The 14,432-nt window shown below is 69.7% G+C and carries 10 protein-coding genes, 1 tRNA gene and 1 pseudogene; 5 read left to right on the top strand and 7 right to left on the bottom strand.

The annotated features are described in order from the left end of the window. Positions 1-171: 171 nt before the first annotated feature. Positions 172-4,884: a glutamate synthase large subunit gene (gene gltB / locus J7656_RS11845; protein WP_211553402.1), complete on the top strand. Its 4,713-nt coding sequence runs from the start codon at positions 172-174 to the stop codon at positions 4,882-4,884. 21 nt (positions 4,885-4,905) lie between these two features. Here gltB and J7656_RS11840 read toward each other — a convergent pair whose 3' ends face one another. Then, positions 4,906-7,011, bottom strand: a complete 2,106-nt coding sequence (locus tag J7656_RS11840) for an ABC transporter ATP-binding protein (protein WP_211553401.1) — start codon at positions 7,009-7,011, stop codon at positions 4,906-4,908. Between the two features lie 438 nt (positions 7,012-7,449). Between J7656_RS11840 and J7656_RS11835 the strand changes: the two genes are divergently transcribed. From J7656_RS11835 to J7656_RS11825, 3 genes are all read left to right on the top strand, one after another. After that, positions 7,450-7,650, top strand: coding sequence for a hypothetical protein (locus J7656_RS11835; protein ID WP_249191462.1), 201 nt, complete (start codon positions 7,450-7,452; stop codon positions 7,648-7,650). Positions 7,651-7,695: 45 nt separating this feature from the next. Continuing rightward, complete coding sequence (locus J7656_RS11830; protein ID WP_211553400.1) at positions 7,696-8,244, top strand: SRPBCC family protein; 549 nt, start codon at positions 7,696-7,698, stop codon at positions 8,242-8,244. 80 nt (positions 8,245-8,324) lie between these two features. Beyond that, positions 8,325-8,396 (top strand) — tRNA-Ala (locus J7656_RS11825). A 328-nt stretch (positions 8,397-8,724) separates the two neighbouring features. Here the strand turns inward: J7656_RS11825 and J7656_RS11820 are convergent. Beyond that, positions 8,725-8,975: pseudogene (locus J7656_RS11820) on the bottom strand (type II toxin-antitoxin system HicA family toxin). After that, on the bottom strand, positions 8,972-9,175 hold the full coding sequence (locus tag J7656_RS11815) for a type II toxin-antitoxin system HicB family antitoxin (protein ID WP_017342706.1): 204 nt from the start codon (positions 9,173-9,175) through the stop codon (positions 8,972-8,974). The pseudogene J7656_RS11820 and the gene J7656_RS11815 overlap by 4 nt, the downstream one beginning before the upstream one ends. 200 nt (positions 9,176-9,375) lie before the next feature. On the opposite strand from J7656_RS11815, the gene J7656_RS11810 reads away from it, so the two are divergent. Next, positions 9,376-9,696 carry a hypothetical protein gene (locus J7656_RS11810; RefSeq protein ID WP_211553399.1) on the top strand — a complete coding sequence of 107 codons (321 nt, stop codon included), beginning with the start codon at positions 9,376-9,378 and terminating at the stop codon, positions 9,694-9,696. A 15-nt stretch (positions 9,697-9,711) separates the two neighbouring features. Here the strand turns inward: J7656_RS11810 and J7656_RS11805 are convergent, their stop codons facing one another. From J7656_RS11805 to J7656_RS11790, 4 genes are all read right to left on the bottom strand, one after another. Then, complete coding sequence (locus tag J7656_RS11805; RefSeq protein ID WP_211553397.1) at positions 9,712-11,259, bottom strand: matrixin family metalloprotease; 1,548 nt, start codon at positions 11,257-11,259, stop codon at positions 9,712-9,714. 70 nt (positions 11,260-11,329) lie between these two features. Further along, on the bottom strand, positions 11,330-12,931 hold the full coding sequence (locus tag J7656_RS11800; RefSeq protein ID WP_017342709.1) for a phytoene desaturase family protein: 1,602 nt from the start codon (positions 12,929-12,931) through the stop codon (positions 11,330-11,332). A gap of 94 nt (positions 12,932-13,025) precedes the next feature. Continuing rightward, positions 13,026-13,703, bottom strand: a complete 678-nt coding sequence (locus J7656_RS11795) for a metal-dependent hydrolase (protein ID WP_017342710.1) — start codon at positions 13,701-13,703, stop codon at positions 13,026-13,028. Then, positions 13,704-14,390 (bottom strand): hypothetical protein, encoded by a 687-nt coding sequence (locus J7656_RS11790; RefSeq protein ID WP_017342711.1) that lies wholly within the window; start codon positions 14,388-14,390, stop codon positions 13,704-13,706. Positions 14,391-14,432 lie beyond the last annotated feature (42 nt).

Below are 14,432 nucleotides of genomic sequence, written 5' to 3'. Positions count from 1 at the left end.
TGTAGGACCCGTCAATATGTGGCTCGTAGTGCGAAATTTCTGATCGATACAGGGGTGTGTGATCTGGTCACCACCCGTGATGAATAATTACCTTATATTCCCTAATGTGTGTACGATGGATCCTACCCCTATCAGGGTCATACCTTTAACTGTTCACTCGTACGCGAGTGTATGACCAAGTCACGTAGTACCACCCGGGGCGTACGCGACTCGGAGTCCTCGGGTCAGGAGAGGGGGCTCGCGGCGCCGACGGACGACCGGTCGAACTGCGGCATCGGCGGGGTCGTCGACCTCGACGGCGCGCCGTCGCACGAGGCCGTCACGGACGCGGTCGAACTGCTCGAGAACCTCGAACACCGCGGGACGACCGGCGCGGAGGAGAACACCGGCGACGGCGCGGGGATCATGGTTGCGCGTCCGGACGAGTTCTTCCGCGAGGTCGTCGACGCCGACCTTCCGGAGGAGTACGCGGTCGGCTCCGTGTTCATGCCGCCCGAACCGGGCGTCCAGGCGGAGATCCACGACGTCATCGCCGAGGTGTGCGCCGTCTACGGGCTGGAGGTGCTCGCGTGGCGCTCCGTCCCGACCGATAACAGCGACCTCGGCGCCACGGCGCTCGACTCGGAGCCGGAGGTGTCGCAGGTGTTCGTCGCGCCCGTCGACGGCGCGGGGCTTGCCCAGCGATTCACCAGCGAGGAGGATCGGTCTGACGATGTCGATCCGGACCTGCTCGGGTTCGACCGCGCGCTGTACGCCGCCCGCCGCGAGATCGAGAACGCGGTGTCCGAGGTCGACGGCGCCGGGCGCTTCTACGTCTGCTCGCTCGACCGCCAGCGCGTCGTCTACAAGGGCCTGCTGAAGGGCTCGCAGCTCGACGGCTACTACCCGGACCTGACCGACGAGCGGTTCGCGAGCCACGTCGCCTTGGTCCACGCGCGATTCTCGACGAACACGCTCGGCGCGTGGCACCTCGCGCACCCGTACCGCAACATCGTCCACAACGGCGAGTTCAACACGATCCGCGGCAACGTCAACTGGATGCGGGCCCGCGAGAACGACCTCGAACACCCGGCGTTCGGGGCCGAGCTCGACACGATCAAGCCGGTGATCGACGACCCGAACCAGTCCGACACCGCCAGCGTCGACAACGCGCTCGAACTCCTGCTCCAGACCGACCGCGACCTCCCGCACGCGCTCCGGATGCTGATCCCGGAGGCGTTCCGCGGCGACGACCTGATGGACGACGACCGCGCCGACTTCTACGACTACCACGCCTCGCTCGTCGAGCCGTGGGACGGTCCCGCCCTCGTCATCGGTTTCGACGGCGAGCGCGTCGCCGGCGTCTTAGACCGCAACGGGCTCCGCCCGTGCCGCTACGAGGTGACGACCGACGACCGCCTCGTCGTCGGCAGCGAGGTCGGCGCGCTCCCGACCGAGCCCGCCGACGTGCGGCGCCGCGGTCGGCTCCAGCCCGGCGAGATCTTCGTTGCCGACCCCGAGGCGGGCCGGATCGTCCCCGACGACGAGGTGTTCGAGGAGCTCACCGACGAGAAGTACGGCGAATGGGTCGAGGACGGCCAAGTCGATCTCGACGCGCTCACCGACGAGGACGGCGTCGCGGCCGGGGTCGACGACGGCGCCGTCGGCGGCGGGGACGAGTCGAGCGAGGCGGATGAGACGGAACCCACCGTCCGCGCCCACCAGGCCGCGTTCGGCTACACGACCGACTCGCTGAACCACCTCGTCGAGCCGATGGCGACGGACGGCAAGGACCCGGTCGGCTCGATGGGCGACGACACGCCGCTCTCGGTGTTGGCCGACGTCGACCGCCCCCTCTTCACCTACTTCAAGCAGCTGTTCGCGCAGGTGTCGAACCCGCCGATCGACTACATCCGCGAGGAGCTCGTCACCTCGCTGGAGACCCGAATCGGAAACCAGCGAAACCTCCTCGACGAGACGCCCGAACACGCCGAGCAGATCGTCGCTGACTCGCCGGTCCTGACGGACGCCGAGACGACGGCGCTGCGAGACCTCCCCGGGCCCGGCGAGCGGACGCCGGGGGAGCGCGACGGCGGCGACGACGCGTCCGCCGGCCCCGGGTTCACCTCCGTCACCGTCGACGTCACCTACGACCGCGACGGATCGCTCGTCGACGCCGTCAGCCGGGTCCGCGAGGACGCCGCGGCCGCCATCGAGGACGGCGCCGACGTCGTCGTCCTCTCGGACCGCGCGGTCGGACCGGATCGGCTCGCGGTGCCGAGCCTGCTCGCGACCGGGGCGGTCCACCACCACCTCGTCCGCAAGGGGCTCCGCAACCGCGCGGGCGTCGTCGTCGAGTCCGGCGAACCCCACGAGGTCCACCACCTCGCGACGCTCGTCGGCTACGGCGCGGACGCGGTCGACCCGTACCTCGCGTACGCCTCCATCGCCGACGTGGTCGCCGGCCCGGACGGCGCCGACGAGAACGAGGCGCTCGCGGCGTACCGCCACGCGCTGGAGGACGGCCTCCTCAAGACGATGGCGAAGATGGGCATCTCGACGATGGAGTCGTACCAGGGCGCCCAGATCTTCGAGGCGGTCGGGCTCGACTCCGAGTTCGTTGCCGAGTACTTCGAGGGGACCGAGATCCGCACCGAGGGGATCGGGGCCGAGCAGATCGAAGACGACCTCCGCACCCGCCACGCGATGGCGTTCGGCGCCGACCCCGAGCTGGAGACGATCGGCGAGTACGAGCACCGCTCGTCGGGCGTGAAACACGGCTGGAACCCCCAGACTGTCGGTACGCTCCAGCAGGCGGTCCGCGGCGGCGACTACGAGCAGTACCAGGAGTTCGCCGAGCTGGTCAACGACCAGACCGAGGAGCTCCAGTCGCTGCGCGGCCTGCTGGAGTTCGACTCCGACCGCGACCCGGTACCGGTCGAGGAGGTCGAGCCCGTCGAGTCGATCGTCGAGCGCTTCTCGACCGCCGCGATGAGCCTCGGGAGCATCTCGCCGGAGGCCCACGAGAACAACGCCATCGCGATGAACCGGCTGGGCGCGAAGTCCAACACCGGCGAGGGCGGCGAACCGCCCGAGCGGTTCGACACCGAAAAAGAGTGTACCGTCAAGCAGGTCGCCTCCGGGCGCTTCGGCGTCACCTCGGAGTACCTCGCGAACGCCGAGGAGCTCCAGATCAAGATGGCGCAGGGGTCGAAGCCCGGCGAGGGCGGGCACCTCCCCGGGAAGAAGGTCAACGAGATGATCGCGCACGTGCGGTGTTCGACCCCCGGCGTCGGGCTCATCTCGCCGCCCCCGCAACACGACATCTACTCCATCGAGGACCTCAAGCAGCTCATCTTCGACCTGAAGGCCGCCAGCCCCGAGGCCGACGTCAACGTGAAGCTGGTGTCGGAGGCCGGCATCGGTACCATCGCGGCCGGGGTCGCAAAGGCGAACGCGGACGTCGTCCACGTCTCCGGCCACGACGGGGGTACCGGCGCCTCGCCGAAGACGTCGATCAAGAACGCCGGCCTGCCGTGGGAGCTCGGGCTCGCCGAGGCGAACCAGATGCTCCGCGCCACCGGACTGCGCGACCGCATTCGCGTGTCGGCGGACGGTGGGCTACGCACCGGGCGCGACGTCGCCGTCGCGGCCGCCCTGGGCGCCGAGGAGTACATTTTCGGTACCGCGTCGCTCGTCACCTCGGGCTGCGTGATGGCCCGGCAGTGCCACGAGAACACCTGTCCGGTCGGCGTCGCCACCCAGCGCGAGGACCTCCGCCAGCGGTTCCCGGGACAGCCCGACCACGTCATCAACTACATGACGTTCATCGCGCAGGAGCTCCGGGAGATCATGGCCGAGCAGGGGTACACCGAGCTTGAGGAGTTCATCGGTCGTCCCGAGCTGCTCGCCCAGCGCGAGACCGACCACGAGAAGGCGAAGCATCTCGACCTGTCGGCGGTCATCGCCGAGCCCGCGGGCGAGTCCCGCACGAAGGTCCGCGAGCAGGCCCACGACGGCATCGACGACCTGCTCGACTGGGACCTCATCGACGAGGCCGCGCCCGCCATCGAGGACGGCGCGCCGGTCGCGCTCACCCGCGACATCCGCAACGTCGACCGCGCGGTCGGCGCGACGCTCTCGAACCGCGTCGTCTCCGAACACGGCGGCGAGGGGCTCCCGGACGACACCATCTCCTGCCGGTTCGACGGCGAGGCGGGCCAGAGCTTCGGCGCGTTCCTCGCGCCGGGGATCACGATGGAGCTGTCCGGCGCCGCCAACGACTACGTCGGCAAGGGGCTCTCCGGCGGACGCCTCGTGATCGACACGCCCCCGGAGGCGGCGTACGACCCGACCGAGAACGTCGTCGCCGGCAACGTCTGTCTGTACGGCGCCACCGCGGGCGAGATGTACGTCAACGGCGTCGCCGGCGAGCGGTTCGGCGTCCGTAACTCCGGGGTCCGGGCGGTCGTCGAGGGCGTCGGCGACCACGGTTGCGAGTACATGACCGGCGGCGTCGTCGCCGTCCTCGGCGACACCGGCCGCAACTTCGCGGCCGGGATGTCCGGCGGCATCGCGTACGTGTACGACCCCGACGACCGCCTCGACGACCGCGTCAACCGCGGGATGGTGTCGGTCTCCGAGACGCTCGACGACTCCGACGAGCGGATGCTCCGCCGCCTCGTCGAGAACCACCGCGCGTACACCGAAAGCGAGCGCGCGGCCGACCTCCTCGACGACTGGGAGGCCGCGCTCGACGACTTCGTCCGCGTCTTCCCCGACGCGTACGCCGAGGTCATCGCGGAGGGCAAGGGCGCCGACGTGCGCGAGGAGCCGCCCGCACCGGCCGCCGCGGTGCCGGACGCCGACGCCGACGCGACCGGACAGGCGTCGAGCGACGACTGAGGCTCCGAAAAAAGTCGTTCGCTACTCCAGCGTCTCCGAGTCCACCTCGCTCTCCGTCGCCCGCTCGACCGCGCGGTCGACGTGGCGCTCGCGGGCGCGCTCGACGAACTCCTCCGGCAGCTCGTCTATCTCGCCGGCCTGAACGCCCCACAGCTTCGCGTAGAGCCCGTCCGCCGCGAGCAGCTCGTCATGGGTGCCGCGCTCGACGACCTCGCCGTCCTCCAATACGAGCGCGGTGTCGGCGTCCGTCACCGTCGAGAGGCGGTGCGCGATGACGAAGGTGGTGCGGTCGGCCGCCAGTCGGTCGAGCGACCGCTGGATCAGCATCTCCGTCTCGGTGTCGACCGCCGAGGTCGCCTCGTCGAGAATCAGGATCGCGGGGTCCTGAAGCACCACCCGGGCGATGGCGAGCCGCTGGCGCTGGCCGCCGGAGAGCTTCACGCCGCGCTCGCCGATCCGCGTCTCGTAGCCGTTCGGCAGGGAGTCGATGAACTCGTGAGCCTCCGCGGCCTTCGCGGCCTCGATCACCCGCTTGCGGACCGCGTCCTCGTCGAGGCCCTCGGCGCCCGCCTCGTCGATCCGCGTGAACCGACCGTACCGGATGTTCTCGGCGATGGTGCCGTCGAACAGCGTGGTGTCCTGCGCCACGTAGCCGACCGACGAGCGGAGGCTCTCGACGGTCACGTCGCGGACGTCATGGCCGTCGACGCGGATGGCACCGTCGGTGACGTCGTACAGCCGGAGCAGGAGCTTGAGCAGCGTCGACTTCCCTGCGCCGGTCGGGCCGACGAGCGCCACGGTGTCGCCCGGCTCGGCGGTGAAAGAGACCCCGCTGAGGACCTCCTCGTCAGCCTCTTCGGGGTCGACGAGGGCGTTTTCGGGGTACGCGAAGGAGATGTCGTCGTACTCGACGGCGCCAGCGACGCCGCCGTGGTCGGGGTCGCCGGCCGGCGTCACGCCGCCGCCGTCCTCGTCGGACCCGCCGCCTTGTTGGCTTCCGCCGTCGCTCCGCGTCCCGCCGCCGAGTTCGACCGCATCGTCGTCGTCCTCGATGCGGACCGGGATGTCGCGCAGGCCGAACACGCGCTCGCAGGAGGCCTTGGCGTTCTCGTACTGGTCGATGATGTTCGACACCTCCGCGAGCGGGGCGACGAACTGCTGGGTGAGGAGGACGAAGGTGACGAAGGTGCCGACGGTGAGTTCGGTCGTGAACGGGCCCGGCGGGCCGTTCGCGAGCCAGAAGCCGCCGACGGCGAAGGTAGCGGCGAAGGCGAGCCCGGCGAGCAGCTCCATCCCGGGCCGGTAGACGTAGTTGAGCCGGAGAATCGCCATCGTGCGCTGGAAGTACGAGTAGGAGGCGTCCTCGACGCGCTCGCTCTCGTGGGCCTCCGTGTTGGAGGTCTTCACTAACTCGACGCCCGACAGCGCGTTTTCGAGGGCGGTGTTGAGGTCGCCGACGACCGAGCGCTGCGCGACGTAGCGGGGCTCGACCGCCCGCATGAACCAGAGCGTGAAGAGGAACATGAGCGGGACCGCGGCCAGGGTGACGACCGCGAGCTCGTAGTTGTAGTAGACGAGGACGCCGGCGATGCCGACGAGCATGACGCCGAGGCGCGCGGAGTTCTGGAGGGCGTTGTCCAAGAAGACCTCCAGGTTCGAGGCGTCGTTGTTGAGGACAGACATGACCTCCCCGGTCTGTTTGTCGTCGAAGAAGGTCATGTCGAGCCGCTGCATCTGGTCGAAGGAGTCGGTGCGGACCGCGTGCATCACGCGGTGGGCGAAGTTGTTCGCGGCGATGCCGTAGACGTACGTGAACACGCCCGTCACGATGAACGACCCGAAAATGAGGATCACCGAGAGGCGGAACTGCGCGCCCGCCTCCGTGGGGAGCCACGCGTCGGGGACGATCGGGAGCGTGTAGGGCCCGGTGCCGGTGAAGACGGCGTCGATGGCGACGCCGAGGACGACCGGCGGGATCAGCCCCGCGACGCGGGCGACGACGTTGGCGGCCATCCCGATCACGAGCCAGTGGGCCTCCGAGGCCCCGTACTCGCGGAACAGCCGGCCGAGGGGTCGGTCCACCCGGTCGCGGTACACTTCGAAGGCGTTGCGCTCGTCGGCAGCCATAGGCGTACGAGCGCCGGAGGCCCCATGTATCCGGCGGCTTCGGCGGCCCGTTCCGGGTTCCGACGATCGCGGTACTCGACTCGGCGATCTCTTATAAATAACCGACCGAGTGCGGTGGCGCGTGCCTGCGAGCGGCCGCCCCCGGCGGCCGCGAGGAGCACGCGCGAGGGACGCGGCGACCGGAGCAAAGCGGAGGGAGCCGCGAGGCTGGGGAGGTGTGAGGTGCGGTTGCGGTGCGTTCCCGCGAGCGAAGCGAGCGGGAGCACGGAAGTCGCAGCCCGCGCAGCGAAGCGAGCAGGAACGTCTTCCAGAGGGGCGGGACTCAAAGGGGCAGCCGCGAGGACGGCGCAGGCGACGTAAGGACCACAGGGAGCGAGCGAAGCGAGCGACCGAGGACCGCAGCGAGCGTGCGCCGTCCTCGCGGCTGGGGCTTTGGAGGTGTTCAACGCCGTTCTGCTGTCAGCTATTTATAAACGAGCGGTTGGGGCTTTGGAGGTGTTCAACGCCGTTCTGCTGTCAGCTATTTATAAACGAGCGGTTGGGGCTTTGGCGGTGTTCAACGCCGATCCACCAGCTACCATTTATAAATGCCATAGCTCGACGCCTGAAGCGGCGACCGACTCGTCTCAGCGAGAGTGATCTGGTCGCCGGACGGTTTAATAAGCGCCGCTCGAACCCCAGTACGTGGACGAACTCGTCGTGAGTACGGAGGTGTACGCCGACCCGGAGGAGGTGTACGCGTTCCTGCTTGATTTCCCGCAGTACGCGAACTACTCCGAGTACCTCCGCGAGGTCCGAACCGTCACCGGCGACGGCGGTCCCGGGACCAAGTACGCGCTCACGTTCGCGTGGTGGAAGATCTCCTACACCGCCCGCTCGGAGGTGACCGGCGTCGCCCCGCCGAAGCGGATCGACTGGGAGATCACGAAAGACATCGACGCCGGCGGCTGTTGGCGCGTGACACCGCCCGAGAGCGTCGAGCGCGACGACGACGCGGACGCGACCGACGATGCCCCCTGCGAGGTCGCGCTCGAAGTCGCGTTCGACCCCGGGTCGGCCAGCTCCGACGCGCTCGACCTCCCGCGGCTCGTCTCGTTCGACTGGGTGTTGAAGAAGGCGATCCCGCTGATCAGAGACGAGGCCGAGCGGGTCGTCGAGCGCGCCGTTCAGGACTTGGAGGGGTCGACGCGCGACGTCGACCTCGACGTGTACGTCGATTCCGACCGGATCTGAGCGCGGGCGGAGCGCGGCCTCGTCGGTCCGCGATTCGAAGCCCTTAAGATATTCACCGCGGAACGAACGAATGCGTTCGCGGGCTCGTAGATCAGTGGTAGATCATCCCCCTGGCACGGGGAAGGCCCGGGGTTCAAATCCCCGCGAGTCCATGATTCTGCGCCGCGAGCAATGTCGCGAGCGGCGCAAATCTGTAGCGAGCGGGGATTTGAACCCTACCAGTCGCGCGCAGCGAGCGACGCGAGCGAGCACGTCTGGTTCCGGTTCAAATCCCCGCGAGTCCACTCCTGCGCTCACTTCGTTCGCTTAGTCGTTCCCTCGCGTGGTCCCACTCGCTTGCTCCGTTCGCTCGCGGGACCCCCGCGAGTCCATTCGATTCCCTCCGGTCGCCTCATTTCCTCGTTCTCTTGCGACGCAGCGGTCGACAAGGTCGCCGATACCGGCGGTGAGCGGCGTAGAAGGAACTCGCGTGTGACAGCGTCAGCGATGCTCGTCGATCCAGCGACACCACGCGTCGAAGTCCTCTGCGCCGCACTGATCCGCGATCGACTGGAGCGTCCCGATCTTCACCCGGTCGTGTAGCGGGACGGTGACGGTTCGGACCTCGCCGGTGTCGGGGTTCGTGTACTTCAGAATCGCGTGGCTTCCGCGCTGTCGGTCTTTGCGGTAATTGAAAGAGGTGAGACGGTGACGATCTCTCGGCCGGAGAAGTTTCGCGGTGGACCGCTCATTCCTCGAACCAGGGAGCGTCCGGCTCTGGCGCGTTCGTGTCCGCCTCGCGGGCCTCCTTCGTCAGTTCGACCGCCTCGTCGAGGTTCGAAAGCGCCTCCTCACGCGTCTCACCTTGGCTGGCGACGTTCAGCTCTTGATCGATCGCCGACCATCCCCCCTCGTCCTCCTCGATCAGGCGGATCTCCCGTCCAGTACTCATGGATGGTGGTAGTCGTCACCGTGGAATAAGCGTTCTGTCGCTTCGAACACCGTTTTCGAACGCCCGGGCCGCGGACGGTTCGATCCCCGGGACACAAAACTGGGCTCGGGATCGAGAGTCTCTCCCGGCGAGACGGGAGCACTCCGTTCGCCTTCCCGCACGAACGCTAAAGTGAAATCGCGACAGACGACCAGCCGACCGTGCTGACCGACGCCGAGGAACGACTCGTCGAGGACGTCTTGGAGGTGGGCGAGGTCATCGAACGGGACACGTTCGAGTTCATGATCGAGGAGGGCCTCCCCGCGGAAGAACTCCGAATTCTCGGCAGCGACGGCAGCGCCGAAACGGCCATCAAGAGCCTCGAATCGAGGGGACTCGTCACCACCGAGCGGGTCGAGGAGACGGTGCGCGACAGCAGCTCACCGGAGGAATCGATCCTCATCCCCGGGACGGACTTCGAACGCGTCGAGCGCCGATACGTCCGCTTCACCGACGAACTCGAAGCGCGGTATCGGGAGTAGCTCGCCGCCCGAACTCTATCCCGGCCACGCCTCCCGCTCACGCCTGTCCGCCTCGCTTGTGAGCTCCGGCGGCACCTCCTCTAACAGCACCGGCGCCAGCGACGCGCCGACGTGCCACGCGACGACCTCCTCGTCTAACTCCTCCAACCGCACGTCCTCCTGCCCGTAGTACTCGCCCGCGACCGAACAGGACCCGCCGCCGTCAGAGAAGCAGACGTCGCCGGCCTCGTCGTAGGTGATCTGGACGTGCGCCTCGCGCGCGCTATCGACGAACTCCCACGCGAACCCGTCGCTCCCGGCGACGTCCTCGCGCGCCGCGAAGTAATCGAGCGCGGCGGCCACCTCGTCCTCGACTGGGCCCGTGACCGCGCCGTCGTCGGCGCGCAGGTGGACCTTCACCGGCTGGTGCGTCGCGAGCGTGCTCGTCGCGCTCATCAGGCCGGCGGGCTCCTCGCCGTGTTCGAGCCCCTGAACGTGGCCGAGCTCGTGGATGATCGTCGCGTTCATCTCCGCGTCGGAGATCCGCGGGTCGACGGTCGCGGTCATCGGCGTCCGCGGCTCGTCGACGAGGAGGTCCGCGCAGCCGAAGTACCGCGTCTCGTTGGTCTCCTCCACGCCGCACCGCTCTACCTGATCGAACCGGAGGACGACGTCGGCGTCCGCTTCGTCGCCGACGCGCTCGTACTCGACCGGGTAGCCGAGGTAGCGCTCGTCGCTCCGCTCCCAGTAGCCCGTCGCGGCCGCGACGACGTCCGAGACGTTCCGGTCGACCGCCTCGTCGTCGACGTAGAGGTCGAGCGTCGTCTTCCCGTACGGACTCGGGTGGATAACCGAGACGGTCCGCTCGCGCGTCCGGTTCGCGGTCGTCACGACGACCGGGTAGTCGCCGCCGTCGAGCCGCACGTCCGCGAACGTGACGGACGCCTCCGCCTCCGCGCCGCCGTCGAGCGCCACGGTCCGGTTCGCGCTCGCGCCGGTCCCGTACCGGATCCGAACGGTCTGGTTCCCCGCCAGATCGCCTTCGTTCGCCACGGTCGCCGTGACGGTGAGGTCCTCGCCGTACGCCACGCTCTCGGGGGCCTCGATGTCCGAGACCGCGAACGCCGCCGGCCGCGCCTCCTCGACGACGACGGCGCGGGTCGCGCTCGCCTCGCCAACGGTCACCCTGATCTCGTGTTCGCCCGGGTCGAGCGCCGCGGCGTCGACCGCGGCCGTCACCCGCATCGTCCCGTTCGCGGGGACAGTCCGGTTCTCCGCGAGCAGCGTCGCGTCGCCGACGCGGACCGTCACCCGAACCGGGTCGAGCGTCGCGTTCGGGCTCTCCGACCCCCCGCTCCCGCCCCCGTCGCTACTGCTGTCGCCGCCGTCGTCCGCGAGGCCCTCCCACCGCGCGGTCGCCTCGATCGTCGCCCGCTCGTCGTGCCCGAGCGACTCCGGCGCGTCGACGGACTCGATCGACGGCGACGGCGCCCCGAGGGGGCCGGCCATCTCCCCGCCGAGCCCGCCGCAGCCGGCGAGGACGACGAGCAGGGCGACGGCGGCGACGGCGCTTGCGTTACGCATTGGTCGTCCTCCCCTCGGAACCGCACACGGATAACGTTCGTTTCAGCTGTCGATCAGCTGTGCGGACCGCTCACCGCAGCGTCGACGTCGGGACGACCGACGGGAGCACGCCGCCGCCGGTCGCGTCCTCGACGACCGCCTCGGCGACGTGTTCGCCGCTGAGCAGGCACATCGGCATCCCGATGCCGGGGTTGGTGTACGCCCCGACGTAGTAGAGGCCGTCGACGCCGGGCGCGCGGTGCGCGGGGCGCAGCGGCCCCGTCTGTTCGAGCGTGTGCGACAGCGCCAGCGCGGTTCCGCGCGGCGCGTTGAACCGCTTTCGGAAGTCGGAGACGCAGGCGGTCTCCTCGAAGACGATCCGGTCGCGGAAGTCGACGCCAGCGTGTTCGGCGAGGTCGTCGAACACTAAGTCGCGGAACCGCTCGCGCGTCTCCGGGTCGTCCGCTAACCCGGCCGCCAGCGGCACGAGGAGGAAGACGGCCTCGTGGCCGTCGGGCGCCGCCTCGGGGTCAGTCTTCGAGGGGACGTGGACGTAGTACGCGGGGTCGTCGGGCCACGCCGGGTCGTCGAAGATGGCGTCGAAGTGGGGGCGCCAGTCGGTCGGGAACACGAGGGTATGGTGGTCTAAGTCCACGTCGCCCTCGACGCCGAGGTACGCGAGGTACGCCGAGGGCGCGTACGTCCGCGACTCCCAGTAGGACTCGCGGTCGACGGTCCCCTCCGGAAGGAGGTCGCGCTCGACGTGCGGCGGGGGCGCGTTCGCGACCACGCGATCGAAGCGGTCGCTCCGCGCCGTCGCAGGCGGATCGCCGTCTCCCCGGCGCCGCTCCGTCTCGACAGTGAACTTCGGGACGGACGCGGCGACCGACGGCTCGATCGCGGTCACCGGCTCGCTCGTTCGGATTGAGACGCCGAGCTCGCGGGCGAGGTCGGCCATCGCGTCGACGACGCTCGCGATCCCCCCGACCGGGTGGTAGACGCCGAGATTCATGTCGACGTGGCTCATCAGCGTGTAGATCGCGGGCGTGTTGTACGGCGACCCGCCGAGGAAGACAAGCTTGTACTCCGCGATCTGGCGCAGCTTCTCGCTGTCGAAGTAGTCGCTGACGTAGTCGTCCATCTCGCGGAGCTTCGGCAGCGCACGCCCGGACCGGAACACGTCGGCGTCGACCATGTCGCGCAGCCGCGATCGGCTCGGGTAGACGAACCGGTCCATACCGAGCTCGTACGCCTCCGCGGCGTCGGCGAGGTAGTCGTCCAAGACCTCTCCCGCGCCCGGCTCGTAGGACTCGAACAGCGCCTTCTGTCCCTCTCGGTCGGCCGGCATCGACGCGCGGTCGCCGTCCTTCCAGATCACCTCGTACAGCGGGTCCAACTCGATCAGGTCGTAGTAGTCGTCGGTCGACCGCCCGAAGTGCTCGAAGAACCGGTCGAACACCTCCGGCATGAGATACCACGACGGCCCGGTGTCGATCCGGAACCCGTCGCGCTCGATCCGCCCGGCGTACCCGCCGGGGTGGTCGTTGCGCTCGAACAGCGTCACGTCCGCCCCGGCGTCGGCGAGGTAGCTGGCCGCGGAGAGACCGCCGAACCCGGCGCCGACGACCGCGATCGACTCCCCGGCCAGCGGCTCCGCGGCGTCCGACAGGCCCGCGTCCGGTTGGGGTGTCATCACCTCCGGCTACGCGTCCGGGAACGTTTACCCTGCGGTCATACCATGTTAGGGAAGCCGCGGTCGGGCGGCTCCCTCGGAAACTGCCGTCTGCTCACTCCCCGTCCCCGACGCCGTCCCCCTGGAGCCGTCGGGCGCCGAGCGCGAACAGCCCCAGCCCGACCAGGTAGAGCCGCCACCCGCTGCTCGCGACCGGGAACCGCCGGTCGACCGGCTCCTCGACGTCGACGTCCGGGTCGCGCGGCTGGACCGGGTTGCTGACGTGGACGGACTCGCTGGTGCCGCCGGCGCCCGCGTCGACCGTCCGCGACCCCGTCTCCGGGTCGACGCGCACGTCGACGAACGTCTGGACGAACCCGTCGGCCGTCGAGTAGAGAACCTCCCCGTTTAGCTGGAAGAAGCGGTCGCGGAGCGGCCAGAACGCGTTCACCCCGTCGAGGTGCGTCCAGTCGAGCGCGACGTGCGCGAAGACGTGGACGAAGACGGCCCCCCACGCGACCGCGACCCACCGCGGCGAGAGCCGCTCGCGGACGACCGACCGCTCGCGGACGCGCGTGTCGTAGTACAGCCCTAACGCGGCGACCGCGGGGAGGACGAAGTTGTGCCCGACGGTGCGGTGCGCGCCCGCCATGACCACCCCGAGGAAGCTGTCCGCCTCCGGCAGGACGAGGACGACCAGCAGGACCGCGAGCGCCCGCCGGTCGTAGTACGCGCCGAGTAGTCCGGCCGCGAGCAGCAGCGCGAACCCGGCGTGGACGACCGTCGAGGGCATTCAGCGGCTCACCCCGCCGTCGGTTGCCCCGCCCCCGCCGCGCCCCCGGAACCGGACCGCAAGCGTCGCGGCCGCGGCGGCGACCACCACCAGCTGCGACCCGCCGTCGACGACCCGGAACTCGCGGTCGGCGCCCGGGTTGAGGCCGGGGCGCCCATCGGGGTTGACCCACGAGGCGACCGGGTCGGCGACCGCGCCGCCGGCGGTCCGGAGCGGCAGGACCCCGGACCCGTCGCTGCCGAGCGCGAGGAACGTCTGGACGACTCCCTCCTGCGTCGAGAACAACAGTCTCCCGCGGACGACGTAGCGCGCGTCCTCCAGCGGGTAGAGGAGCGCCGCCCCCTCGCCGGCGAACAGCGCGGACCCGATTCCGGCGACGACGAACGACGCGAGCGCGACCCACGCGACCCGCACGCCGCGCCGACCGAAGCGGCCGCGGAGCCGCGACTCGCCGCCCGGGCGGCGCTCGGTGTCCCAGTACAGCAGTCCACCCGCGAGGAGAGGGAGCCAGACCGCGTGGAGGAGGGCGTTCGTCGCGCCGGGGACAACGAGGCTCGCGGCCGCGTCAAGGGAGGGGACGAGCGCGGCCGCGACGACGACCGCGACCGCGCGCCGGTCGAAGGCGAAGCCCAGCAGCGCGGCCGCGAGCAGCGCCCCCACGGCCGCGCTCACGAGCGTCGGCGCCATACCCGTCCTGACGCTCGGAGGCGAATAAGCGCTCCGGGCGGA

This window comes from Halorubrum ruber, from assembly GCF_018228765.1.
GTDB classification, from domain to species: Archaea; Halobacteriota; Halobacteria; order Halobacteriales; family Haloferacaceae; genus Halorubrum; species Halorubrum ruber.
The sequence above is the reverse complement of the archived record's forward strand: the minus strand, read 5'-3'. Positions and strand labels throughout refer to the sequence as shown.

What these genes read in the sequence shown, in the direction of transcription:
- J7656_RS11805 (WP_211553397.1), bottom strand. Translation starts at nt 11,259, where the DNA reads ATGCGTAACGCAAGCGCCGTCGCCGCCGTCGCCCTGCTCGTCGTCCTC.
- J7656_RS11815 (WP_017342706.1), bottom strand. Translation starts at nt 9,175, where the DNA reads ATGAGTACTGGACGGGAGATCCGCCTGATCGAGGAGGACGAGGGGGGA.
- J7656_RS11790 (WP_017342711.1), bottom strand. Translation starts at nt 14,390, where the DNA reads ATGGCGCCGACGCTCGTGAGCGCGGCCGTGGGGGCGCTGCTCGCGGCC.
- gltB (WP_211553402.1), top strand. Translation starts at nt 172, where the DNA reads ATGACCAAGTCACGTAGTACCACCCGGGGCGTACGCGACTCGGAGTCC.
- J7656_RS11795 (WP_017342710.1), bottom strand. Translation starts at nt 13,703, where the DNA reads ATGCCCTCGACGGTCGTCCACGCCGGGTTCGCGCTGCTGCTCGCGGCC.
- J7656_RS11800 (WP_017342709.1), bottom strand. Translation starts at nt 12,931, where the DNA reads ATGACACCCCAACCGGACGCGGGCCTGTCGGACGCCGCGGAGCCGCTG.
- J7656_RS11840 (WP_211553401.1), bottom strand. Translation starts at nt 7,011, where the DNA reads ATGGCTGCCGACGAGCGCAACGCCTTCGAAGTGTACCGCGACCGGGTG.